General features: G+C 39.9%; 27 protein-coding genes. 11 read left to right on the forward strand and 16 right to left on the reverse strand.

The window, feature by feature from the left end:
* Window positions 1-50 precede the first annotated feature (50 nt).
* Complete coding sequence (locus QI031_RS08550) at window positions 51-683, reverse strand: phosphoribosylanthranilate isomerase (protein WP_281484761.1); 633 nt, start codon at window positions 681-683, stop codon at window positions 51-53.
* A gap of 124 nt (window positions 684-807) precedes the next feature.
* Between QI031_RS08550 and psaK the strand changes: the two genes are divergently transcribed.
* The gene (gene psaK, locus QI031_RS08555; RefSeq protein ID WP_281484762.1) at window positions 808-1,062 is read left to right on the forward strand and encodes a photosystem I reaction center subunit PsaK; all 255 of its coding nucleotides are present in this window, start codon (window positions 808-810) and stop codon (window positions 1,060-1,062) included.
* A 299-nt stretch (window positions 1,063-1,361) separates the two neighbouring features.
* Here the strand turns inward: psaK and QI031_RS08560 are convergent, their stop codons facing one another.
* Window positions 1,362-2,543: a low temperature requirement protein A gene (locus QI031_RS08560; protein ID WP_281484763.1), complete on the reverse strand. Its 1,182-nt coding sequence runs from the start codon at window positions 2,541-2,543 to the stop codon at window positions 1,362-1,364.
* A gap of 308 nt (window positions 2,544-2,851) precedes the next feature.
* Between QI031_RS08560 and QI031_RS08565 the strand changes: the two genes are divergently transcribed.
* From QI031_RS08565 to QI031_RS08585, 5 genes are all read left to right on the forward strand, one after another.
* A complete protein-coding gene (locus QI031_RS08565) occupies window positions 2,852-3,058 on the forward strand; it encodes a hypothetical protein (RefSeq protein WP_281484764.1) in 207 nt (68 codons plus the stop codon).
* A gap of 617 nt (window positions 3,059-3,675) precedes the next feature.
* Window positions 3,676-4,164: a hypothetical protein gene (locus QI031_RS08570; protein ID WP_281484765.1), complete on the forward strand. Its 489-nt coding sequence runs from the start codon at window positions 3,676-3,678 to the stop codon at window positions 4,162-4,164.
* A 188-nt stretch (window positions 4,165-4,352) separates the two neighbouring features.
* Window positions 4,353-5,648 (forward strand): DUF389 domain-containing protein, encoded by a 1,296-nt coding sequence (locus QI031_RS08575; RefSeq protein ID WP_281485963.1) that lies wholly within the window; start codon window positions 4,353-4,355, stop codon window positions 5,646-5,648.
* Window positions 5,649-5,951: 303 nt separating this feature from the next.
* A complete protein-coding gene (locus QI031_RS08580) occupies window positions 5,952-7,616 on the forward strand; it encodes a sensor histidine kinase (protein WP_281484766.1) in 1,665 nt (554 codons plus the stop codon).
* A 500-nt stretch (window positions 7,617-8,116) separates the two neighbouring features.
* Complete coding sequence (locus tag QI031_RS08585; protein WP_281484767.1) at window positions 8,117-10,447, forward strand: cation:proton antiporter domain-containing protein; 2,331 nt, start codon at window positions 8,117-8,119, stop codon at window positions 10,445-10,447.
* Here QI031_RS08585 and QI031_RS08590 read toward each other — a convergent pair.
* Window positions 10,437-10,655 carry an Hfq-related RNA-binding protein gene (locus QI031_RS08590; RefSeq protein WP_281484768.1) on the reverse strand — a complete coding sequence of 73 codons (219 nt, stop codon included), beginning with the start codon at window positions 10,653-10,655 and terminating at the stop codon, window positions 10,437-10,439. The genes QI031_RS08585 and QI031_RS08590 overlap by 11 nt on opposite strands.
* Before the next feature lie 131 nt (window positions 10,656-10,786).
* On the opposite strand from QI031_RS08590, the gene dapF reads away from it, so the two are divergent.
* Entirely contained in the window at window positions 10,787-11,635 is an 849-nt protein-coding gene (dapF, locus tag QI031_RS08595; protein ID WP_281484769.1) for a diaminopimelate epimerase, read from the forward strand.
* An 84-nt stretch (window positions 11,636-11,719) separates the two neighbouring features.
* Here dapF and QI031_RS08600 read toward each other — a convergent pair whose 3' ends face one another.
* The 6 genes from QI031_RS08600 to QI031_RS08625 form a co-directional block, all read right to left on the reverse strand.
* Complete coding sequence (locus QI031_RS08600; protein WP_281484770.1) at window positions 11,720-12,085, reverse strand: hypothetical protein; 366 nt, start codon at window positions 12,083-12,085, stop codon at window positions 11,720-11,722.
* Window positions 12,085-12,291: a hypothetical protein gene (locus QI031_RS08605; protein WP_281484771.1), complete on the reverse strand. Its 207-nt coding sequence runs from the start codon at window positions 12,289-12,291 to the stop codon at window positions 12,085-12,087. Before QI031_RS08605 ends, QI031_RS08600 begins: the two co-directional genes overlap by 1 nt.
* Before the next feature lie 9 nt (window positions 12,292-12,300).
* Complete coding sequence (locus QI031_RS08610; protein ID WP_281484772.1) at window positions 12,301-12,528, reverse strand: hypothetical protein; 228 nt, start codon at window positions 12,526-12,528, stop codon at window positions 12,301-12,303.
* Window positions 12,518-12,835: a hypothetical protein gene (locus QI031_RS08615; protein WP_281484773.1), complete on the reverse strand. Its 318-nt coding sequence runs from the start codon at window positions 12,833-12,835 to the stop codon at window positions 12,518-12,520. The genes QI031_RS08610 and QI031_RS08615 overlap by 11 nt, the downstream gene beginning before the upstream one ends.
* Before the next feature lie 71 nt (window positions 12,836-12,906).
* Window positions 12,907-14,418, reverse strand: a complete 1,512-nt coding sequence (locus tag QI031_RS08620) for a hydroxysqualene dehydroxylase (RefSeq protein WP_281485964.1) — start codon at window positions 14,416-14,418, stop codon at window positions 12,907-12,909.
* A gap of 553 nt (window positions 14,419-14,971) precedes the next feature.
* A complete protein-coding gene (locus tag QI031_RS08625; protein WP_281484774.1) occupies window positions 14,972-15,502 on the reverse strand; it encodes an orange carotenoid protein N-terminal domain-containing protein in 531 nt (176 codons plus the stop codon).
* Window positions 15,503-15,721: 219 nt separating this feature from the next.
* On the opposite strand from QI031_RS08625, the gene QI031_RS08630 reads away from it, so the two are divergent.
* The gene (locus QI031_RS08630; protein ID WP_281484775.1) at window positions 15,722-16,105 is read left to right on the forward strand and encodes a hypothetical protein; all 384 of its coding nucleotides are present in this window, start codon (window positions 15,722-15,724) and stop codon (window positions 16,103-16,105) included.
* A 48-nt stretch (window positions 16,106-16,153) separates the two neighbouring features.
* Here the strand turns inward: QI031_RS08630 and QI031_RS08635 are convergent, their stop codons facing one another.
* A complete protein-coding gene (locus QI031_RS08635; protein WP_281484776.1) occupies window positions 16,154-16,789 on the reverse strand; it encodes an HAD-IA family hydrolase in 636 nt (211 codons plus the stop codon).
* Window positions 16,764-17,741, reverse strand: coding sequence for a tRNA epoxyqueuosine(34) reductase QueG (gene queG, locus QI031_RS08640; protein ID WP_281484777.1), 978 nt, complete (start codon window positions 17,739-17,741; stop codon window positions 16,764-16,766). The genes QI031_RS08635 and queG overlap by 26 nt, the downstream gene beginning before the upstream one ends.
* 141 nt (window positions 17,742-17,882) lie before the next feature.
* Between queG and QI031_RS08645 the strand changes: the two genes are divergently transcribed.
* Entirely contained in the window at window positions 17,883-18,332 is a 450-nt protein-coding gene (locus QI031_RS08645) for a nuclear transport factor 2 family protein (protein WP_281484778.1), read from the forward strand.
* Between the two features lie 253 nt (window positions 18,333-18,585).
* Here the strand turns inward: QI031_RS08645 and QI031_RS08650 are convergent, their stop codons facing one another.
* From QI031_RS08650 to QI031_RS08660, 3 genes are all read right to left on the reverse strand, one after another.
* Window positions 18,586-19,020, reverse strand: a complete 435-nt coding sequence (locus QI031_RS08650; RefSeq protein WP_281484779.1) for an ATP-binding protein — start codon at window positions 19,018-19,020, stop codon at window positions 18,586-18,588.
* A 3-nt stretch (window positions 19,021-19,023) separates the two neighbouring features.
* Window positions 19,024-20,682, reverse strand: a complete 1,659-nt coding sequence (locus QI031_RS08655; RefSeq protein ID WP_281484780.1) for a SpoIIE family protein phosphatase — start codon at window positions 20,680-20,682, stop codon at window positions 19,024-19,026.
* Window positions 20,683-20,873: 191 nt separating this feature from the next.
* Window positions 20,874-21,593 (reverse strand): response regulator transcription factor, encoded by a 720-nt coding sequence (locus tag QI031_RS08660; protein WP_281484781.1) that lies wholly within the window; start codon window positions 21,591-21,593, stop codon window positions 20,874-20,876.
* A gap of 525 nt (window positions 21,594-22,118) precedes the next feature.
* On the opposite strand from QI031_RS08660, the gene QI031_RS08665 reads away from it, so the two are divergent.
* Both QI031_RS08665 and blaOXA read left to right on the forward strand, forming a co-directional pair.
* Window positions 22,119-22,874 (forward strand): WecB/TagA/CpsF family glycosyltransferase, encoded by a 756-nt coding sequence (locus QI031_RS08665; protein ID WP_281484782.1) that lies wholly within the window; start codon window positions 22,119-22,121, stop codon window positions 22,872-22,874.
* 21 nt (window positions 22,875-22,895) lie between these two features.
* The gene (gene blaOXA / locus QI031_RS08670) at window positions 22,896-23,765 is read left to right on the forward strand and encodes a class D beta-lactamase (protein WP_281484783.1); all 870 of its coding nucleotides are present in this window, start codon (window positions 22,896-22,898) and stop codon (window positions 23,763-23,765) included.
* A gap of 34 nt (window positions 23,766-23,799) precedes the next feature.
* Here the strand turns inward: blaOXA and QI031_RS08675 are convergent, their stop codons facing one another.
* Window positions 23,800-24,129: a type II toxin-antitoxin system HicB family antitoxin gene (locus QI031_RS08675; RefSeq protein WP_281484784.1), complete on the reverse strand. Its 330-nt coding sequence runs from the start codon at window positions 24,127-24,129 to the stop codon at window positions 23,800-23,802.
* A complete protein-coding gene (locus QI031_RS08680; RefSeq protein ID WP_281484785.1) occupies window positions 24,116-24,376 on the reverse strand; it encodes a toxin HicA in 261 nt (86 codons plus the stop codon). The genes QI031_RS08675 and QI031_RS08680 overlap by 14 nt, the downstream gene beginning before the upstream one ends.
* Window positions 24,377-24,997 lie beyond the last annotated feature (621 nt).

Raw genomic sequence — 24,997 nt, forward strand, 5'->3', positions numbered from 1 at the left:
TCCCCTGCTCCCTGCCTCCCCTGCTCCCTGTGCTCCCTGCTCCCTGCTCCCTACTCTCTGCTTGCCAATTTCTGAAACAGTAATGTCACTTTATCTAAATCCTTGTCTCCGGGTTTAAGTTCTACGCCACTCGATAAATCTATGCCGTTGGGGTTGACTTGACTTAAGGCTGTCAAAATATTATCTGGCGTTAATCCCCCAGCTAAAAACCAAGGGCAACTAGGGCGAAATTCTTGTAACATTTGCCAATCTAAAGTTTGACCAGTACCGCCCAACTGTTGGGGATGATAAGTATCCAGTAATAAAGTATCTACGCAATTAGTATAATTATTTGCTTGTTCTAGAGCTTCAAGATTGCCAATTCGCAAAGCTTTGAGGATTTCTACTTGGGGTAGAGATTGGCGCAGTTGGTAGCAAAATTCTGGAGATTCGTCTCCGTGTAACTGGACACCAGTTAAACCAGAATCAATGACTATTTGACTGACTTCAGAAATGCCACTATTGGCAAATACACCGATTTTGTCAATATTTTCTGGTAATTGTGCCACTGCTGCCTGAATTTGCAACGTAGTAACATATCGAGGCGAAGTAGGCACACAAATAAATCCTAATGCCGTTGCGCCAAGAGTTGCGATCGCAATAGACTGTTGTGGTTGAGTAATTCCGCAAATTTTTACCCGCATAGAAATTCAATATATGAAGAACTGAAAAAAAGGTCGAATTTTGACTAATAATTTTCGGTTGTTTCCTGAGTGACTTTATAATTTTGAAGGTTTACATTAATTTTGCCATTAAGGAGATACAACTTTGATTTCATCAACCTTACTAGCAGTCCAATCTACTGTTCCCCCCACTCCCTCATGGAGTCCCACAGTAGCGATCATTATTAGCCTTAGTTCCTTAGTAATGGTTTTACTTTCTACCAGAATTGAGCGCCCCCTAGTTGGGCCAAAATTCCCTGTCCTACCAATTAGTGTTCCTACATTCGTTGCTGCAATGGCTTTTGGTCACATTGTCGGCGTTGGTATCGTTTTGGGACTGACTAATATTGGTCGTCTGTAGATTTGAGATGCCAAAGACGTTAAACTTAGCGTCTCTATAAATCTCAAGCTCTAACAACCAATTTGGATTCTTTCTCCAGCAATAGGACTCTCAGAATTAGTGCAGTTAGCTTTCGTGTAATTGCTTTAACCGAACACAGAGGTATTACTTTCCCTTGAAAGGAGGATTCCATGAGTTCATCAGCAAAGTATTTACATAGTTGATAACTGATAGCTAAATCAGTTTGTTCATGCAGGAGAAAGAACCATAATCTCATTGTGCCAACAAAAGACTTTCAAGCTGTTCCCTGGTACATATTGCTAGATTTCTGGATCTACTAAGCGGGTGGTAGGACGGCTTTGATACAAATCTTGAATGACTTGCACAGCAGAAACTACAGCTACAACCATGATGACTGTAACAGGTAATAATCCTTTGCCAAAGATGGCGATCGCTATTAGCACAACCGCACCTACCAGTCGGTATTGAGAACGAATTTTGCAATAGCGGATCACTCCAGTCCGGTGAAGAACACTTATAGCCAGTAAGCATAAGCCGAGAGAACCGCAGAGCAACCATCGTTGGGAATCGGGTAGTGCGAGTTCTGATTGGCTCAACAACACTTGTTCTACACCAATCCCAGTAGCAGCAATTCCAATCACTAGCGGTAGATGAGTGTAAAGCCATAGATTGGCAATAGTTAATTTTCCTTCTTGTCGTGCTGTCTGAATCGGCGTGCCACCTAAATTATCAAAATATACCCACCAAAGGCTAAAAGCTATAACTAAACCAAATACGGCAGAAATCACTGTTGAGATATCCCATTTCTGCTCAGAGACACCATTCACCACCGCAATAATTGCTTCACCCAAAACAATGATAGTAAATAACCCGAAACGTTCTGGTAAATGGGAAGCATGAGGAAGTAGCTTGATTTGCAACTTATATGCTGTTAGAGGTGTGGCAAAGTCTATGATAATTCCCAATGTCCAGAGTGCAAATCGCCAAGGAATAGGTACAAAAGCCGATATCAGCCAGAAAAATGCTGCGATCGCAAAACCGATAGCATAGTGAGTAGTCAAAAGTCGCGCTGAGGGAATGTGTATTCCTGCACGTATATATTCAATTATAAGTACTACACGACCGAAAGTATAAGCAAGGGCAAAACCTGCGGAACTTTCACCTAGACCGTGATGGATATTAATAGCCATTGCTGCCGCTGTCAGCATTTGCAGACTAACAAGTAGCCTACGTCCTACGTCATCACTATCAAAGCGGTTAGCGTAGAATGTAGTACCAATCCATGACCACCAAACTGGTATAAAAAGAAATACAAAACCCAAAAATCCTGAAAACGAAATATCTCCTTTAAGATTATGGGCTAACTGAGAGATTGCAACCACAAACACCAAATCATAAAAAAGTTCTAGCCAAGTGGCGCGTCGTTCTTCTTCGCTATCTTCACCAATACGCAATCTTGGGGGTTGGAGAAAATTGGTCATACTCGTATTTATTGCTGTAGTAATTCGGTTTTATTTACACTATGCGGATCAGTTGTCAATAGTCAGTTGTTTTTGATCTCTTTACCGCTAACCACTAACCACTGACAAAACTCTATCCCACAAGTGGCATGAAGTTTTTTATTTTCAATAAACAGTGGATTACCTTTTTAGATCTGCCCAAAAGATAATCTGCCGAACTCAAAAAATTTGCATAATTGCAGGTTGAGTTAAAACATGAATATTGTGAACAGACTGATTGTGGTATAGCAGTTATCCTCGTAGCATTGTTACCCATTCTTTAGAAACCCATGACACCTCAAGAATTTTTAGAAAATTTGGCAACAGCCCAAACAGACCCCGAAAAATTAGTGGTTTTTGCGCGATATTTAGATACGACAGCAATGGACAATGCAACATCCCCAAAATGGAGAAGCATTTCTTATAGTTCAGAAATTCAGCTAGCGCTCAATAATGTTGCCTTTCATTTAGAGGCACTTGCCGAGACAGAAAATTAATTAAGCAAAATTTGTGCCAGTAATGCCAATACGGTTCGGACAAGCAGGGGAGGCAGGGGATGCAGGGAATGCAGGGGAGGAAAAAGGGTTATTTTGAGTAACCTGAGTTGGGAATAAGCTGAAACGTCGATTCTGTCGTTAGTCTTAAAAGCGTTAAATCCTTATTCTCTCATCCAAGTAATCAAAATTGAGTCCTTAACCCGAACTGACATTGAGTAATTCCTCTTCCCCTGCCTATTTTGTCTTCTCCTGCTCAAGAACAGCTTGCCTCAACAAAGAAATTCCTTAACCGAACGGTATTGTCAGTAATACCGAATAGATGACTTTGTGAAGCTAGTTTTAAGGGTTTGTAATGCTTTTTTGTCACTTTCGTTAACTAAAAATCGCAGCGAAATTCTAACACCTGATCATCACAAGCAAATTTAAACCCTTATTTTCTTAAACAATTGCTACTAATAATTATTGTTGATCTATAGCCTACTGCTTTGACAGTATCTATGGCTATTTTTTTGGCATACCTATAACTAAAAACACAATAGTTTACAAATAATATGGCACTTTCACAAAATTATAACAGTCAACTTTCTTGAAATATTTGAAATTTTACAAACTTCATTATGAAAAATTTGGCACGAATCATCACCTTTTGGGGAATTGTATGCCCTCTATTTGTTACAGCACCTATAATTGCATTTGCTGAAATCCAAAAGCCAAAGCTGCCAACGACTCCACCAAATACTTTGCTTAGTGTAGAAATTCAAAAAGGTAATTGTCCCAAAACAATAGGTGTTTGGACAGATTTTCGTTACTACGAAGGTGGTGGAGAACATACTGTAATTGCCAATACTTACCCAATTGCAGGTACTGCCAAGTTAAAATCCACTGGCAACAAGTTTGTAGAATACACAGCACCCTTAAAGCAAGCTTATACTTCCTGCGTTGGTCGAGCTATTCACAAAGAATTGCCATATCGTCTGCGGTTCCAAAATGGTCAAGTTTTGTTCCGGGTAGATTTACCAAAGGATACTCCTAGTAACCCTTCAGAATTTAGCACTCGCGCCATCTTAGGTTCTCGTCCTTATGTGAAGTGGGCGATCGCAGATTAATAAACTGTTAAGCATTTAATTTGCACATTGAGGCCGCAGGGTTTCAGGGGAGAGGGTTTGCAGCTTTTATTACCATGAACATAGTACAATTTAAATGATGATTAGCTTAACCTGCAACTATCCAAAATATTTCCCTAGTTAGAGAACCTAGTCTTGGCAACATGAGATGGTTAGCTGAAGGAGGAAATATGCGTCAGCTAATTATTCAGGTGTCTAGAGGACACGGACAAGCAGTTCTCGACCTTGCTAAATCTCATGGTGGACAGAACTTATCACAAATTGCAGCTCAGGACTGCGATGAATTAATTGATGTGGTCATGGTTCATGTTTCTAATCGTCAGGTTGAGAAACTCTTAGCCGAGTTAGAAGAACTGCCTAAAGTACACATCACGCTTCTTCCTAGCGGAGTTATACCTCTGCAACCACCTGTATCTGAAGCACCAGAACAAGTTAAGGATGTAGAGGCGCGTAGTCCGATTGAAGTTTTTCTCTCTGGTCTACAAAGTGTTGGCTCTTGGCGAGGTTTTCTTGGTTACGCCGCAGTAGCAGGAGTAGTAGTCTGGATTGGCTTGTATACGAATACATCTTATCTACTGGTAGCGGCAATGCTAATTGCACCTTTTGCTGGGCCGGCAATGAATACAGCAATTGCTACTGCACGAGGCGATCGCCAATTACTCTGGCGTAGTCTTTTGCGTTATTTTGCAGCATTATCAGTTACAATTTTGACTACATATTTACTGAGTTTGGTTTTGCAACAGGAAATTGCCACTAGCTTGATGATTGAACGTAGCCAGATCTCAGCCGTAGCAGTATTATTACCACTAGCAGCCGGAGCGGCAGGAGCGCTTAACTTAGTGCAATCTGAACGCAATAGTTTAGTATCTGGAGCCGCAACAGGAATGTTAGTTGCTGCTTCTCTAGCTCCTCCATCAGGAATTGTAGGTATGGCAAGTGCAATTGGTCGCTGGGATATGGTGATTAGTGGATTATTTCTGCTGTTACTGCAACTATGTGGCATCAATTTATCAGCTGCTTTCTTGTTCCGAATATATGGATTGTCTACTCAAGGAACCCGCTATCAGCGTGGGAAAAAATGGGTATTTTTCTCTGCTGTTACTATTACTATCATTACCCTGGCTAGTCTTTTAACATGGCAATTTTTTAATTCTCCTAACTTAGAACGTTCTACCATTACTCAACGTGCCAATTCTGAAGTTCAAAAAGTTGTTAAGCAAGAGAATTTAGCACAATTAGTTGAGTCAAATGTCCGCTTCACGCGTTCTAATATTAAAGGACAAAACACTTTATTGTGTGTTATTTATGTGCAGCGCAGCCAGGGAGTTACTGAATCAACTCAAGAAATTCGCTCTCGTCTGACAAAGGCAATTCAAAATCGATTAATTGAGCAAGGCTTTAACCTCACACCTTTAGTAGATATTAATGTTTTGGAAATTCCTGTCCAAAATCAAAGCAGTTCGTAACGGCATTGCTCAATCCAAGTAGAGACGCTTAAAACGGGGTGCATCCCAGTTTTTATTTGACAACAATAGAATAAGTGTCATTGCGAGGAGGAACGACGAAGCAATCGCATTGACTTGTTTGTAGTCAGAGATTTTGCGATTGCTTCACTCCACTTCGTTACGTTCGCAATGACGTTCAAAAAAGTGGGATGCTCCCCTTAAAACGTAAAGATTTAAGATTTTTAATATATAGCAAATCTAGTTTTTTGCACTCATTTGGGAACACTAACTTCATGTTGATGTGGTTATGGCTGATCTATAGCTATGAAAATTTCTCACAAACTGATTGGGAGCTTTGTTGGTGTTTCCTTATTAACGAATATTGTTGGTGCAGTTGCGATCGCCCAAAGTCAGAAAATCGCTGAAACTTTGGCAATATCAGAAGCTGAAGATGTTGCTCAAGTGCTGGCCACTTCAATCGCTCACGATGCTTATTACGATAACAAATCTATTTCTAGTGAACGCTCAGACGAATTGCAGCACTACATTAAGTTACTGCATGATCTGCAAAAACGTGACCTTGTACTGGTAAATCGGCAGAAGCTAATTTTAGCAGATGCCGTTCCGGAAAATATTGGTACTATTTTTGAGCATGACCAAGGCAACGAAATCCAGCAAACGATAAAGGATGGCAAGACCAGAACTTTTTTGGAAAAGAGTGACGATTATCCCCAAGGAATTAAATTAATTGTTGTTCCCTTGAAAAGCAATCAAAATCAGGTAGATGGTGCAGTCATTCTAGAGTGGTCATCGCTTTATGATAAAGCGATCGCCCAAGCTAGACCCACAATAATTGTGATCGGTTTTACCAGTTTAGGTTGTGTAATATTGGCATTAATTCTGGGGTTACAAATTTCCAGTAGCATTGCCAAACCACTCCAATCCGTTACAGAGATAGCACAGCAAGCCACTCAAGAGTCTAACTTTGATCTGCAAGCCTCCGTCACTACTAAGGACGAAACAGGCATCTTAGCTATTGCATTCAACGATTTAATTGAACGGGTAAAAATCCTCCTAACCGAAAAAGAGCAACAAACAGCAGAACTTCAGCAAGCTTTCATTCAACTTCACAACACTCAACTGCAATTAGTGCAAACTGAAAAAATGTCTAGCTTGGGGCAATTAGTCGCTGGAGTTGCCCACGAAATCAACAACCCTGTCAATTTTATTCATGGCAATATAACCCATATTGATAGCTACACTCAAGATTTACTGCAATTGGTTCAGGCGTATCAGACGCATTACCCCAATCCACCCCAAACACTTCAGTCAACTTTGGATGATGTGGAACTCGAATTTCTGAGTGAAGACTTGCTCAAACTACTGCAATCAATGAAAGTCGGCACTGAAAGGATTCGGCAAATTGTTTTATCTCTTCGTAACTTCTCTCGTTTGGATGAATCCGACTTCAAAGCTGTTGATATTCATGAGGGCATTGACAATACGCTGCTGATTTTGCAACATCGTCTCAAGGCAAGACCAGAGATTGCGGCAATTGAAGTAGTTAAAGACTATAGTCAATTGCCTTTGGTTGAGTGTTATCCCGGACAACTCAATCAGGTATTCATGAACTTACTCACAAATGCGATCGATGCCCTAGAGGAATCTGCTAGCCAACAAACAAAAGCCGAGCAACCAACCCAGATTGGGAAAATTTGGATTTCAACTCAAGTGACGGCTAATAATCAAGTGCAGATTGCGATCGCAGACAATGGTTTAGGAATTTCGCAAACAGTGCGTGAGCGTGTTTTTGATCCTTTTTTCACTACCAAACCCATCGGCAAAGGTACAGGTTTAGGTTTATCCATCAGCTATAAAATAGTCACAGAAAAACATCATGGCAAGATATGGTGTGATTCCACACTCAAAGAAGGCACTAAATTTTTGATTGAAATACCAGTTCATCAACCTAAACCAATGCATGGTTGATACCGTTTCACTTTAAAGTTGATACATTTGGGGAAGCACAGGAAGCAGCACTTCGGCTACGCGGTAGTTGAATCTCGACTTAGCGGCAGTTGAGCGTAGTCGAAACTCGATTGCCGCGCAGCGCTGCACTGACTTGTACTGAGCGTAGTCGAAGTAGCCTGTCGAAGTGTCGAAACTCAGTGACCAAAGGCAGGGGGAGTAAGAAAAGTAATTTGTATCAATAATTTCGTGAAATGGTATGAGATGTTTATAGCAGTTTTCTTTTGTATGAGGAAATTACTCGCTTGATTTGTGAATAGAACTTCAAGTTAGATACTTTTGGGATTTTTTCATAAAAATGACTCAGTGATTGAGTCATTTTTTTGCATTAGGATTTGAAAACAGCTATTTACTAAGGACTACATAAAAATTTTGCAGCCTCTTAACCAACAACCCACCCCTAGATAGATAAAACTTTGTATCCTAAGTTTATGAGGTCTTGATAGTTATTTAAAAAGCTTGTGCAAGAAGATTTTAGACTAATCGTTGATTTAGTTGCAGTTCTCGCCGTCGCCGCCTGTGGTGGACTGTTGGCATCGCTGTTGCGACAACCCGTGCTACTGGGATATCTCATTGGTGGGATGATTGTCGGCCCAGCGGGACTGGGGCTGATTAAAGAAGTTATTCAAGTAGAAACTCTGGCTCAATTTGGAGTCGCCTTTTTATTGTTTGCTTTGGGAGTGGAATTTTCCTTTGCAGAACTGAAAAAAGTCAAAGCGATCGCATTGGGAGGGGGTGGGCTACAAATTGCCTTGACGATTTCGGTCACGGTTTTAGTATGTGGGGTAACGGGAGCCTGGGGAGCCTTACCAGCAAAGGGTGTATTTCTGGGGTCAATTTTGTCCTTGTCTTCTACAGCAGTTGTTCTGAAATGCTTGATAGAACGCAATGAAACTGAAACCCCTCATGGACAAGTGATGTTGGGTATTTTAGTAGTGCAGGACTTGGCTTTGGGACTGATGATCGCAGTATTGCCAGCCCTCAACCAACCAGCCGAAACTATTGGTATAGCAGTATTAACAGCACTACTGCGAATTGGTTTATTTGCCGCCGGTGCAGTAGCCACCGGAATTTGGCTAATACCCCCTTTATTACGATTGTTAGCCCGCACCGAAAGCCGAGAACTATTTTTACTCGGTGTAGTCACGTTGTGTTTAGGTATTGCTCTTTTGACTGAGAGTTTGGGCTTATCTATTGAAATGGGGGCATTTGTTGCCGGTTTGATGATTTCGGAAGTAGAGTATGCCGACCAAACCTTAACTTATGTAGAGCCACTACGAGATATTTTTGCTAGTTTATTTTTTGCTGCTATTGGCATGTTAATTGATCCAGGATTTTTGTGGAACAACCTGGAATTGATTTTAGGATTAGTGGCAATAGTTTTTGTAGGAAAATTTTTGATTATCACGCCCTTGGTGATGCTGTTTCGCTATCCTTTAAAAACAGCCTTAATCGCTGGGTTAGGACTGGCTCAAATTGGGGAATTTTCCTTTGTTCTTGCCAGTGAAGGGCAAGTTCTAGGGTTAGTGTCCCGCAGAATATATTTATTAATTTTGGGAACCACAGCAGTCACACTCATAATTACCCCCTTTGTGCTGCGGTTAGTCCCATTTTTATTTAACTTAGCTGAATCAATGCCTTGGCTAAAACCTTATTTAGCAGGGGAAGGTCAAGCACGGGATGTATCGGAAGATTTACCATCGAAAGATCATGTCGTAGTCTGCGGTTATGGGCGAGTAGGCAGAAATTTGGTGCGGTTGTTGCACCAACATGACTTACCTGTAGTAGTTATCGACCAATCAGAACGAAGAATACAGCAGTTGCGTGAGGCTGGCGTACCTTATGTTTATGGCAACGGTGTCAGTTTCCACGTTCTTGAAACCGCTGGAGTCAATTATGCCAAAGGCATGGCCATTACTCTTCCTGACCCCATGAGCATTCGTCTTTGCTTGAAACGGGCTTTGGAATTGCACCCAGAATTAGATTTGGTTGTCCGTGCAACTCAAGATAAAAATATTGAAGTGCTTTACCAATTGGGAGCTAGGGAAGTTGTACAACCAGAATTTGAAGCCAGTATAGAAATGGCAACTTATCTCTTAACTGGCTTAGGCTTGTCGCCAGCAGTAGTGCAACAAGAAATGCAGCAAATCCGCAATGATCATTATTTAGATTTGCGCCCTGAGCGTTCTGCGTCAGAGGTTTCCCGTGATTTACGCCAAGCAACCCGCGATCTTAATCGTCGTTGGTATTCTTTGCCATCAGCTTCACCTTTGATTGGCATGAGCTTAGAAGAAGCGGATATCCGCTACTTGACAGGGGTGAGTTTGATGGCGATTCGTCGTTCTAGCGGCGAGGAAATAGATTATCCGAACGCTCAAACTCGATTAGAAGATGGCGATCGCTTGCTGGTAGTAGGAGCAACCGAGGAAATAGCTGCTTTAGAAGTATTCACAAAAGGACAGGTGGCTGTTCCTGGAGAAAATAGCGCTTGTCAGTGGATTACAGTCAATTCTGATTCTCCAATTCTTGGTCAAACCCTTGCAGCTTTAAATACCCATGAGGAATCTGAGGTAAAGGTACAGGCGATGCGACGAGATGGTAAGTTTATCCGCTTTCCTGATCGCAAAATGGACATACGAACTTATGATCAATTGCTGTTATGCGGTAACTTGCCAAGTTTAAATCAATTACAACCATTGTTTGCTGCCAGCAGCAAAGTGCCTCTATCAATGCCAAAATTGAAAACTGGTGAGCCACAATCCCTCAAGGAGAATTTAAGAACTAACTCTTAGGCTGGAAGTAGGCGATCGCTTGTTTACAAATTGTGGATTGCTGATTATTTTCATCGACAATACATACGCAATTTGGATCTTGCCATGCAACCTTACCTGTTAGCAGATCGCCTGTTACCAGTTTGAACTCTATCACTGCTGCTTGTTTAATCAGGTTTTGCAATTGCCGGATGCTAGGTAGCGTCGTATCAAATTCAGTTGTGTGCATTTTTGGTAATGATATATGTATAAATTAGGGGCTAGGAACTAGGGACTAGGGGCTAGGGGAGCAGGGGAAAATAACAATGTCTGCCTATTTATGCCCAATGCCCTAATCATTGATAATTCATCATAGAGAAAATGGCAATTGAATTTACTAAGTATCACGGTTTAGGAAACGACTTCATTTTAATTGACAATCGCTTGTCATCCCTTCCAGTACTGACTCCAGAGCAAGCAATTAAGTTGTGCGATCGCCACTTTGGTATCGGTGCTGATGGTGTAATTTTTGCTTTACCAGGAGAAAACGGCACTGACTACACCATGCGAATTTTTAACTCCGATGGCTCAGAACCGGAAATGTGTGGTAATGGGATTCGCTGTTTAGCGGGATTTTTGGCAGACTTAGAGGGTGAATCCCGAAATAAAGATTTATACCGTATTCATACCCTAGCTGGTACGATTACGCCCCAGTTGATGCCTGATAATCAAGTAAAGGTAGATATGGGTTTACCCAGGCTGCTAGCTAAAGAAATTCCCACTACCATTACATCTGCTGAAGAAAAAGTAATTAATCAGCCGCTAGAAGTTGCAGGACAAACTTGGGAAGTTACCTGTGTCAGTATGGGCAATCCTCACTGTATTACCTTTGTGGCAGATGTGGCTGCAATTCCTTTGGAAAGTATAGGCCCTCAGTTTGAACATCACCCAGCTTTTCCTCAACGCACAAACACTGAATTTATTCAAGTAGTACGTCAAGATTACCTAAAAATGCGGGTATGGGAGCGAGGCGCTGGCATTACACTAGCTTGTGGAACTGGTGCTTGTGCTTCTTTAGTAGCTGGTGTGTTGACTGGAAAATGCGATCGCACAGCAACTATAGAATTACCGGGTGGCCTCTTAAAAATTGAATGGTCAGAAGTAGACCAAAGAATTTACATGACTGGCCCAGCCGAGCGAGTATTCACTGGTCATATCATGTTTAATTGAAGACTTAATAACTAATCTGCGATCGCATTTGTCAAAATTTCAATTTCTAAGTAAAGCAAGTTTTTTGTCAGGGCGATCGTAGTTCTACTTCCACTCCAAATATTTGCATTTTTCATCCTCTATAACCTTACGCAAACTTTGCAACATTTTGAGTCTATACGTAATGTGTGTGTATTCTTCTTTAGAAGGCGAACTACCTAACTTTTTTAGCACATCATCACATTCTTGAACAATTGCGTCTCGAAAGAAATCACTAAATTTCCGGCGATTTTCACCCTCAAGAATAATTACAGTACTTTTTACAGCTTCTCCATCAGGTTTCATCTCCATTTCTTGAGATTTTGCAATTTTGGAAAAATCTGATTGTGTCAGCCACTTGTAAAAGTCTTGTGAAACGTCAACTGAATCAACTGTCTCTTTGGCTTGTGAGTAAAATACGATATCTAACATTAGCCTTCCTCCTGAGCTTCAGATTCCATAAACATTTTCTCAGGGACATTTTCTGCATATGCTACATCATGCTCTTTAAAGAGCTTCTTTGCTGGCTTTGTAATTATCCCTGTGGTCAAGACAGCAGATACACATCCCTTGTTAATAATCTTTTGTGCTAAAGTTGAATCGATTTGTTTACGGACTTTAATTTCAATATATGGCATCTAGATGTCCTAAGATTTATTGTACTCAGAGTTAATTTTGCGAACAATTTCCTTCACTCTTGGTTCATCCTCAGAGTTGTAGTAAAGAATATCACCTCTAGAATCATCACCTACTGTTCTCTTACAGGGAATGCCCTCTGCTTTCAACCGATTGACAACCCAGGTGATGAAGTCTCTGTGTGCTTCTAAGCGGTTAATTTTCTTATCTTCATCTGTTTGCCATTCTCTATCTGACATTTGCAAATTCTCCGTAAGTTTTAGTTAAATGTTCATTAGTAGAGAAACCTTCTTCAAAAAGCTTGAATAATTTATCTCGGATCGAAGTTTCTTTATTTTCACAAATGACATCAATAAACAAGGTTTTATAAAGAGCTTTGATATCACCTGATTTGAAAGCTCGACGCTGATAAACATCATATAACTGCTTCAATTCTTGCTCTTGAAGAGTGTAGTTAAATGGCTGATTCAAATATTCAATATAGACACGAAAGTTATTCAAGTTAAGTTGAGCATCAACATAATGCTTCAGAGAAAACCTACGCACTACTGCTGTATAAATTAAATTGTCTACTTAATTACTAGAAAAGAAATTACCAATCCTTTCATTAACAAACTTTAAGGCAGCCAAAAATCAGGCAAAACAGATTTACCCAAGTCACGTACAGTTTGGTTGAGCGATCGCGCTACTTTTATATGTGCTTCATCTCCTTCTGTAGGTAAAATCTCAGCAGGCTGACCTTTTCCTAAATGAGACACCACCAAATTTGCCGCTTCTAAACCAGTAACATAAGCCTTTTCTTGTGACCAAGAACCGTGACGGTTAATAATCCAATCGCCACTCATAAACACATTTGCCAAACTGGTTTTAGATGGCAGCATATAGCGATAGCTACCAGGTGCAAAGTGAGTTACGGCATTTGGTAGTCTAATCACGCTACTATCAATTACTTTGGCTTCTCTAAATCCTGGCACACAAGTTGCCAAATAGTGCTGAACTATCGGCACTATTTCTAAATCACTCAAATTAAGAAACTGATTAGCATGATAAAAATCAGCTTCAATTACTGTTCCTGGTTCATTTTTATATTCATCATGTAGTGCATTTAAAGCAAAAAACGTCCATCCTGTAGTTACATCAAACCCAAAACACGCATTAGAAGGACGAGGAATATTGATTTTACGGTCAAACCACAGCCGAGTTGCTAAAACATCAATTGCCCCTAAATTGCCCAAATTACGAAATTCTTCTCGACTTTGTAAGCTAGCACTGGTGGAAACAATTTTCTTCATCCCAGTGATACCTACAGCAAAAATAACAGCATCGGCATCAAATACTTCATCACCGCAAACTACACCTTTTGCTTGATTATTATTATCAATAATTAAGTCAGTAACTCGGCGTTGAGGCAACACTTTAGCACCAGCTTTTTCTATTTGTTCTACCCAAGGACGAAATATTTTCTCTCCTACAGTTCCCCGACACCAAACTACATCGAAATCAGGTTGATGAGCCAAAATAAAAAAGTAAAGCATCCCTAAAGTTGCAGCAGCTGAACATTGTTCACCTGGAGCAAACAAGCCTACCAACAACATAGGTTCAAATGCTTCTCGATAAAGTCGAGCAGAAACGCCAAAATCTTTAAATAATTCACGGGCGGTGACAAAATCATAACGCCGCCAAGCTGCATCAGAATTATCAAAATCTACAACAGCGTAAAGTAAAGGCAAAGCGCTGAGGCGATCAATAAGTGGTAAACGTTGAAAATGAGTATATAAAAAAGTGCCTAGAGGTGAAGGAAGTCTTGGTAAATCTTGAAAAATTGGTGATTCAACTTCTAATCCCGCAGGGGAATACTGTGCAGAACGAGTCCAAGTAGTAAAAGGATTAATTTCTAATTCATTAATTAGAGCAAAAATATTTCTGTAAGGATACCAAAAGCCATGAATACCAGCTTCTACAGATTTTCCCCCTGCGGTTTTCCAACCTGCGACAAGTCCACCGGGATAAGCACCTGCTTCGAGAAGTGTCACATCATACCCTTGCTTTGCCAAATGGTAGGTTGCGCCTAAACCAGCCCAGCCTGCACCAACAACTACCACTTGTTTTTGTTGCAACCCTTTTGACATCTTATCCTCCGCCTGTTGCAGTCCATCAACTAATGTATACGAACTTGTATTCATAGGACTTACGCAAGAACTCTCTGAAACTCTTATTTCTCCGTTTTCTCTGCGTCCTCTGCGGTTTAATTTTCCGTTACTGGTGCGTAAGTCCTGTTCAGTCGGAGATATAAATTAGAAAAGGGTTTATCAAGCAATAATTATAACTATAATATTTTTATTGTTGTGATGATAATTTACAAACGCGACCTCAAAAATGTTGACTGGGAAGAAATGAAAGCTACACTCAGTCAAGATAAATTCGATAATGCCAGAACTTCCGAACAAAGGTTTGTAGTGAGGACTTTAGTCCTCAAAAAAGGGCTAAAGCCCTTACTACGAGATTATTTCACTTTTATTTATATTGCTTAATGTAATTTGATTTATTCCCACCAGTTTACTTAGCTTTTTTGGAGATAGTTTCAGCGTCCCAAGTTTTTTAGTATACAGAAAAAAAGAGTAAGCGGTGAGTTCGCTTACTTAATCTGTCAATATTCCCTTTTTAATTTAGAGCTTTTACAGATTAAAGACTTGGGGTTTTGCCAGTTTGTGCTTGCGTTTCAATTGGCTTGACATCACTATAACCCATTTCACCAGCGATCGCCCGCAACACTGAAATTTGCCCTTCAAAATCTAATCCTTCTACTTGGGAAAGTAGCTCATTACTTGCACCAGTAGAGTTGTAATTGCTTGGCATATCAACTACTGTATCTCCCATAGCTACTGCCCAGGCATACCAAACTAACAGTTGATTGTTTTCTTTTAAAGCCCCATAGGCACGAGAATATTCTGTGTCTTTGCAGTTAACTATGTCGCGCATAATCTCTAGTTGTTGATCATCGGACAATTGTAAATAATCTCCTAACAGCAGCGGTGCTAATTCGGGATCAGCAGCAGTAGGGGCTGCTGGAGTGATCGAATCACCCATTTTTTCATAAACAAAGTATAGCCAAGCTAGTTTAGCATCGGTATCTAAAGCATTAAATGCTTGTACCGCCTTTTGAGTTTCGTTACTTTGGGCTTGAGAAACTGTTTTTTTAGAACTGGCAGTCATAATTTATTTCTACAGCAATTTTATAGTACAGATTAACAGGTAACAAAATTTCATAATTAGGATCTACTTCCAAGGGAAGGAGTTTTATTAATTAAGTATTTATACTTTTATCTATCTTTTAGGAGAGGACAATATCTTTCTTTGGATACCAAGGTCTTAGTATAAAACTTGTTAGAATCATCGCGGCATCTGAAAAAATTACTCAAGGTATTTTAAGCTATGGCTGATAAAAAAGATGAAATAAAACCTAATGTCAATGAAGCTCCTACCCAAGATGCACAGTTAGCAGCTGAAAATATGGCTAGTGGTAAAGAGCAAACACCAAACGTTAATTTGGATGCTGATTATGCAGCAGCACAAAAGTTTAGTGTCAGCGAAATTGATCAAACAGGCGAAGGTGCAGCAGCAGCTAAAGCAGCAACAGCACCTAAACGTGAAGTTTCTCCATCAAAAGAAACCACTACTGAAGCCAAGGCTACTGGTAATCCCAAAGATTATGCAGAAATGGCAAATGAAGTCGGTAATTTAAATGCAGAAAGTGCAACTGATGTCAATGATGACTTAGTGAAAAAAGCTTTAGAAAAAGGTGAAAGAAAAAAGTAACTTTGAAAAAAAATCAATAGCCAAAACCCTATTTTGACTATTGATTCGTCAAGTACTTTTAATAACTTCTAGTAACTCATTTGGTTGATGAATTAAAAAGTCTGGATTTTGCTGAGCTAGGACTTTGTGAGAATTGAATCCCCAAGTTACAGCAATAACCTTAACATTAGCTTTTCTAGATGCTTCTATATCTCTAGTTTCATCTCCTACATAAATGACTGCTTGAGGTTTGAGTTGCTTTTGCCTTAACACATTATTAATAATTGTTGTTTTGCCAAAAATTGTGACTCCTGAGTAAATAAAATCAAAGAGATTTTCCAATTCATTGTTTTTGAGAAAAGCTGTAACGTTTTCTTTAGAATTAGAGGTAATAATACCTAGTTTATAACCATGATTTTGGAGATCAATTAAGGCTTCTTGGATTCCAGGAATAGGTTTAAATTCCTGGATTTTGTTTTTTAATTCTCCTTTAACTTTTTTCAGCAGAAAAGGTATCTTAAATAGAGAAATACCCGAATATTTAATAATCTCTCTAGAAGTTAAATTTCTGAGAAGAGCTAGTTCCTGTGGGGTAATTTGTACATAACCAAACTCTATTGCTAATCGATTGGCAATACTTACGAGAGCATCTACTGTATCTGCAATCGTGCCATCAAAATCAAAAATAATTACTTTCTGGGTCATTCTCTCGCCTGGATGCATCAAGACTAGCACGGGCATTTCTTCGTAACATTTCTGGCTTAATTCGCCGCAACGCTGATGCCGGAAATCGTTTATTCCACTCCTTATGTGAGATTTGGGCTAATTCTATCAGTTCAGGCGCAAGATTCCCAGGATAAGGTTGAAAATCTTCCACATCAGTTGTGTTAGCAAAGCGCTGATTCCAAGGACAAACATCTTGGCAAATATCGCAACCAGCAACCCAGCCTTGCAAATGAGATGTAATGTTTTTTGGCAAATTTTCTGCTCGGTTTTCAATTGTATGATAGGCGATGCAGCGATTAGCGTCTACTACAAACGGCTGGGTAATCGCATTTGTAGGACAAGCTTCCAGACAACGAGTACAGCTACCGCAGTGTTGTGTATGTGGGCGATCGCTCTCTAATTCTAGATTTGTCAATACCTCTCCCAAAAATACCCAAGAGCCGTACTCGCGTGTAATTATATTACCATTTTTAGCAATCCAACCAATGCCAGCTCGTTGTGCCCAGACTTTATCTTGGACTGGGCCTGTGTCTGCATAAAATCTAGCTTGGATACCTGCATCTAATGATTCTAGCCAAGTACTCAACGCCTTGAGTTTTTTGTGCATTACTTTGTGATAATCTCTACCCCAAGCATAACGAGAGATTTTGGCATATTCTTCGCCTTCAGGACGTTGATGTGGTGTGTAGTAATTCAGGGCAACACACACTAGCGATCGCGCCTCTGGCATAATTAAGCTTATATCTTGACGCTTGGGATTATTCATCCATTCCATATCAGCGTTATAACCCAGCTTTATCCATGCTTGCAACCTTTGTGTGTCTGTATTGATGTTTTGTACGGAAGTAATTCCTACTTTGTGGAATCCCAACTCTTGGGCTTTTTTTTTAACTACACTGCTATTTGTTATGGAACATTGAGATTTGCTCATGAATTAATCAAATATCATACTTATTGCATCTTTGGATCGGCAGATTTTTGACCATCATGACAATCTACCCCACTAGCAGCTTACTTTATATCTATTTTTGTATTCAAATTGATATTTAGCTAGCTTAATCCAGGTAATTTTATGAATACTGCTGAATCTTTGTCTACAAGTGACAAAAGTGTTGCGAATACAGCAAAAACAGAAATTCAAATTGAAGGAATTACAGAAGCCAGCATTTTGAGGTATTTTGAAACTTTGAATGCAGGAGAATTTGAAGAAACTGCTGCTCTATTTGCTGATGATGGAGTAATGCATCCGCCTTTTGAATCTGATATTGTAGGGTCAGATGCGATCGCTACTTATTTACATAAGGAAGCCCAAAATATTCAAGTTCATCCCCGCGAGGGAATAATCGAGAACTTAGAAAATGACCAAATAAAAATTCAGGTTACAGGTAAAGCTCAAACTTCTTGGTGTGGTGTCAACGTTTCGTGGTTATTTATCCTTAATCAACAAAGACAAATTATCTACACTCAAGTCAAACTCTTAGCTTCTCCCCAAGAGTTACTTTCCTTGCGTCCAGAAAATTAACAAATTCGTAGTCAGGACTTTAGTGCTGAGCAAATAAAAACTAAAGTTCTTACCCTACGGGTGACGCTCCTAACGTCGCTACCGCTGCGAAGATCGTTAGTCGCTCATGGGGAGCCACTGCGTTGCGGGGGTTCCCCCCGTTGAAGCAAGTGGCGTGGAAACCCCCAAGACCCTACGGGTTCAGCAGTTGCTTCAAGTCGGGAAACCCGCCCAACGCACTGCTTCACCGCGCTAACTCACTACAAACCTTCTCCTACAACCCAGCCTGCTGGAGTTCTGGTAAAGTGGCTTCTAACTTCAAACAGTTAGCTCCGTTAACTTGCAACTGATATTCTACTTTATCCATCAAACGATTCATAATCAGCCATCCATAACCGCCTTCTTGTTTATCTACAGGGTTTGGCGCAAAGTAAGTGGACATATCAAAGCCTTCGCCGTAGTCCCAAATCTCTAAAGCAATATCTCTATCTTTCAGTTCCAAACGCAGTAAAACTGGTAAGTTTGGCTGTTCTTTGTGGGCATGACGTACTACATTAGAGTATGCTTCCACCAAAGCTAGTCGCAAACGACTTGATTGCCGTGACCAATCGACTGATTCTCCTAGCTGGATTTTTAAACATCCCAACAACCAGTGTTCGACGATATTTAAATAACTCAAATCACTTGGTACATTTAGCTCACTTTTCATTATTTATAAAACCTCTAGTGAAAGTATAGTTTGGTCGTCTTCTTGAATATGGTTATCTTCTTGGATGCGAGCTAGTAAATTATTAAGGGAAAGGGGTTTTAGCTCCTCTTGTAAAAGTTGCCAAAGACCCTCTTGGTTCAGCATAGAACGACTACCCTCGGCCTTTTCAGCTTTAAATAATTTATTTGATACTGTTGCTTCTGTAATCCCATCACTAGCTAGTAATAAAGTGTCTCCAGAAGCCAGAACTAACTTACCCGATTGTGCTTGCCATTGAGGTAAAATACCTAAGGGGATACCACGTACTTTGAGATAATTTGGTTTTTCTACTACAGTGCTTTGATGTGACCAAAGCATAGGATAAATATGGCCGGCATTAGCGTAGACTAGCTCTTTACTAGTAGGGGTATAACAAGCTAAAACTACGGTAATGAAGCAATTATTGCCAATTAAGTCGTTGCACAGAGCGTTGTTGAGGTTATGCATAACCACATTCGGCTCGGCTGGTGTTTCTTGAGATAATTCCCGGCGTAACACTGAAATCGCACTAGCCATAAATAAAGCAGCGGGAACACCTTTACCAGAAACATCACCTACTGCTAACCACAAGTCGCCTTTAGGATGGACAAATACTTCAAAAAAGTCACCGCCGACTTCACGAGCTGGGTAGCAACAAGCTTGTAACTTTGCACCTTTGATCTCAGGTAAGGTTTGGCGTAATAGATTATTTTGAATTTGGCGAGCAACTTCTAATTCTGCTCTAATTTGTTCTTGTTTCTCCTGGAGGCTTTGATAGAGTTTGACTTGAGAAAGAGCTAAAGCTGCTTGTTCAGCAACACCTGTAATCAATTGGATATCTTCATTTTGCCAAGAAGCATTACGTCCCCACTGGTAAATGGCAAGCACAGCTAACAAATGTTGCTGATAAGAAATGGGTACAATCAGTTGACTACATGGCTGATTATTGTATGTATTTTCAATCAGCTGATAATGGCGGGTTTCCAGAACTTTTTCAATTAAAAAACTAGGATCGAAGTCAATACAAGCTAAACTAGATTTAGGGTCTTGATAAGAAAATCGATCTCCTGTGAGGCGATCGCCCTCTATTGGTCTAAGTAAACAACAAGTAGCCTCAAATGCTTGTCCCACTGTGACGGCAATCTTTTGTAGCATACTATTGTAATCTACAGACTCCCGAATTGCTGTGGTTACAGCATTAAATAAAGATTCTCGCCGCAAAGACCGACGCAGTTCTTGAGTACGTTTTTTGACGAGGCGATATGTATCAGTGGCTTGGTCGACTATTACCTTTAGTCGTTCGGGATTCCAAGGTTTGGTGATGTACTTAAAGACTTGACCAGAGTTAATTGCATCTACCAAATCTTCAACATCAGTAAAACCTGTAAGTAAAATCCGAATTGTATCGGGAAAGCGTTCTACTGTGTGACTGAGAAATTCTGTGCCATTCATTTCTGGCATTCTTTGGTCGGAGATAATCACAGCCATCTCGCCTTCTTTGTCTAAGATTTCTAGCGCACTCAGAGCATGGTTGGCTTTATAGACTTGAAAGTCTCGTCTAAAAGTGCGATAGAGTAAATCTAAATTGTCTGGCTCATCATCTATTACCATGAGCTTAAGTTTTTCTACCTGTGTCTCAGTCATATTTGACTTTAAATTTTTACATACTGGAAATTATGAGATGAGATCTTGCAATCTGATCCCACTCTTTAATCAAGGAATAATCAAAAAGTAAAAGTAATCTTTAAAAAAAAGTTACCCAATTTAAAGGTATAACTTTACTCTTAATTTTTAACTTTACTTTACTTAAGACTTACTAAACCCCGAAATTCGCTTTATCCCACCAATCCAGAACGCAAAGCGCGGACTGCTGCTTGGGTACGATCATCAGCGCATAACTTATTTAAAATATTGCGGACGTGAGTTTTTACAGTTCCGACTGTAATGTAAAGGCGTTCTGCAATAACTGCATTACTACAACCTTCGACAATCAACTGTAACACTTCCAATTCTCTTTCTGTCAGGGTATAAGAGTCAATAAACTCCTGATTTTCCCCAAAATCTGGGTTTTGAGTCTGATTTGTCTGATCTGCAAGTACTCCTTCTGCTGATCGGGGATTTTGTTGAGCTTGTTGTAGTACAATGCGGGCGATCGCTGGATCAATCCAAGCGTTGCCATTGTAAGTTACTCGCACTGCTTCCAGCAAATTATCAAACTTAATATCTTTCATACAGTAAGAGTCTGCACCAGCCGCAAAAGCTGCTAACACTGCTTCTTTGTGATCTCGCAGTGTTAAAATCAACACTTTTGTTGGCGAATCTTCTCCATCAGAAGTAGATTTTAATTCTTTCGTCAGTTCTATGCCATCTTTATCTGGTAAACCAATATCAATGATTGCAATATCAGGTTGTACCTTTTTTAACATTCTCAGACCTTCGGTCGCATTTGCAGCTTCTCCTACAACTTCAATTTCTTCCCTTTGTAGTAGTGCTGTCCGAATACCCACACGGGTCAGGTCATGATCTTCAATCAGAGCAATGCGAATTTTACTCATAGCCTACTTCCGCCCTTTACACTACATTAACCGTAAAGTTGAGTTTACTCAAAAGTCTGATGTCGATGTACTTTAAAGACATGTGTATAAAAATAAATGTCAGAATGTTGTTTATTCGTGAGAGATTTCTTCTTGGTAGATGACTGTAGACCAGTACTGGTAGAAAGGAACAACGAATAATAAACAAGTGAAGTAGAGGTGTACGGACTTTTTTCAAAAATAAAATATGAGTCCAATGTGCCAGGAGACACTTAAGCATTGAGAAAAATTGGATTTATATTCCAGAGATTTGTCTAAAATCGACGATTAAGAACTATTTGCATAGTATAAGATATTTTTATTGCTTAAAATACTCAGTATACTGTTTTAATTTAGCACCTTCGCTGACTTCAGAAAGATAAATTGCTGAGTTTTTACCTGCTAACAAGTTAATAATTTATTGCTAAAATTTCCACAGACACCTATTAAAAAATTTGATAAACTATCGTTCGAGATTATCTGGTGTGAGAATAACTAAAATAGGCTATGTCTAAACCGCTGAACGCTTTTTCGGTACTGGGAATACCAGTTCATGTCATGAGTAACTATCCAGGCTGGTTGCTAGAATGCCTGCAACACAGCACGGGCGCTCATGTAGTAACACTCAATGCAGAAATGACGATGCAAGCAGAACGAAATACTTGCCTAGCTCAAGCAATTCAAGATGCTGAGTTAGTGATTCCAGATGGCGCAGGAGTAGTTCTGTATTTGCGGTGGCTTTTCTGGCAAAAAGTTCAACGTTGTCCGGGAATTGAATTAGCAGAAACACTGTTGCAAGAAATTGGTCAACAGCAGCCAGATACCAAGGTATTTTTTTATGGCGGAGCGCCTGGAGTAGCTGCAAAGGCCGCAGAATTTTGGCAACAGCACATTCCTACTTTGAGTATGGCAGGTACTCACTCCGGTTATCATTCCCCAGAAGAAGAAGAGCAATTAAAACAAATTCTCGCTCAATTGCAGCCGCAAGTAATTTTTGTCGGTTTGGGAGTGCCACGTCAAGAATTATGGATTGCCCAAAACCGTCATTTATGTCCTCAAGCAATTTGGATTGGTGTTGGTGGTAGTTTTGATATTTGGTCAGGGACAAAAAATCGCGCTCCCGCTTGGTTAGGAAAAAATAATTTGGAATGGTTGTATCGGCTTTATCAAGAACCTTGGCGTTGGCGACGGATGTTAGCTTTACCGGAGTTTGCTTGGAAAGCTTTTGTTTATCGTTTGACTGTCAGGAGTGCAATTGGCTAGCAATTGGGATGAAGGAAGCTCATGACCCGAATAGTTCGCTTGGCAATTATTGTTCTGGTTGTATTGAGTTGCACCGTTTTGATTTTATTTGAGACGATACAATCAGCATCAACTCAATCAAAGTCAGCAATTGAGCTTCCAGTGAGTACAGATATTGCTGAAAACATAGATTTTGGACGGCACTTTCGAGAACTAGGAGTTGAAGGTGCGATTTTGATTGATGACTTGAACCGCGATCGCATTGTGCAGTACAATCCACAACGGAACGCCACAGCTTTCTTACCTGCATCGACATTTAAAATTTTCAATTCCCTAATTGCATTAGAAACTAGGGTAATTTCAGATGAAATAGCGGTTTTAACGTGGGATGGCATTCCCAGAAAGATTCCTGAATGGAATCGAGATTTGAATATGAGACAGGCATTCAAGCTTTCTGCCTTTTGGTTTTACCAAGTTCTAGCTCGTCGAGTGGGACATGAGCAGATGCAAAAATGGGTGACTCAAGCCAAATACGGCAACCAAAAAATTGGCAGTAAAGATGATATTGATAAATTTTGGTTAGAGGGAGAACTGCGAATTACACCTCAAGAGCAAATTCAATTTTTGCGTCGTCTCTACAATAATGACTTACCTTTCTCTAAGCGATCGCTCTCTATTGTCAAAGATATTATGGTAATGGAGCAGACACCAGATTACACAATTAGAGGTAAAACAGGCTGGGTTGGATTTGCGGACAATGTAACACCGAAAATTGGATGGTATGTTGGTTATTTAGAGAAGGGCAAGAATGTTTACTTTTTTGCGACTAACATCGACATTCATAATCAAAAAGATCCATCTGCGCGAATGGAGTTAACACGTCGTTGTTTCAAAGATCTGGCGGTGTTGTAACATTGGCTGTCTATTTAAACATTTTAGGCAGTGTTTAGTGACAAGCAAGCTTTAGACTTACATAGCGATTTAAGCTCACATTCTCCTCTGCTGCTTCTATAGCTAGCCTACGGTGAAGTTCTGGAGGAATGCGAACTTGAAATTTACCGCTATAGTTTTTTTCTGCAATAGGTTCTGGAATCCTTTCACCATTAGCTTCCATGTCTGTCACAACATCCTTGATTAGGTTTTCAATACCCTCAAGTGCAGCAACACGATTCTCATGGAGATAAGATAAGCTAGGAAATTCAGCACATAAACCTACGTATTCTTGGTCTTCGCTTGACCAAGTGATTTTATATGTGTAGTGGTCATAGTTTTTCATTTTCTATTTCCTCAATTTTATTGATTGCCTCCAAAACCTGCTTGACTTGATAAACCTTGGCTTTTCCATTCTTTTGTTGAATATTGACGCGTGGATCTCCAGCCCAAGGCGTTTTGTAAACACAATGGCTTGTTCCTTCTTGCCTGGGTTCCCCAAAGTAGTGATTACAAATCTTTACCAAATCGGTAAAATTTACATCCTTGGGATTGTTTTTAATTTGAACAAGAAGTTTTTCTATTTTTGCCATAAGTTATACCAAGCTGCTGTCAAATAAGTAGAAAGTTTCTACAAAAATGACATATTAAAAGCAACTTGGTATTGCTTTATGTTAATAATAGTATCAATAGTGGTACTATGTCAAGTTCATGATTTGTGTCAGTAGGGGGCAATTCGCACTTTCGCCAACATAAAAAAAAGATTCACTGAAATCATCCAGCGAGAAAACTGCTTGGACATAGAGTCAAAGCGATCGCATTAATGCAGGTTAAGTTGTAAAAGCAACGAACGATTTTAAATTACGAAGATCAAATGAAGTTGTATTTGCAGTACGCAGAAGAATTGTCGGGGCAATGGAAAAGCCTCTGTGAAATTGAACTGAAGCCTCTACTGAACGTAAATCCACGCCCTCTTGCAGAATATCAAAATATCCTTGGTATTCATCTTGCGCCAGTGAGGATGCCAAATGGTGAAGTTCTCAACGTTGATATCACATACTCGACAAAGAACCGAGGAATTAGTATTAGATTTTTGAGCAAAGACACCACCCTAATACAGGTTGGAGGCTTTAAGAGACAAGAAACATCTTATGATCCAAATGTAATATTTATAACACCAAACGGTATTCATGTCTCCGCTATGGTTGGCACTT

It is taken from the genome of Halotia branconii CENA392 (genome assembly GCF_029953635.1).
GTDB classification, from domain to species: domain Bacteria; phylum Cyanobacteriota; class Cyanobacteriia; order Cyanobacteriales; family Nostocaceae; genus Halotia; species Halotia branconii.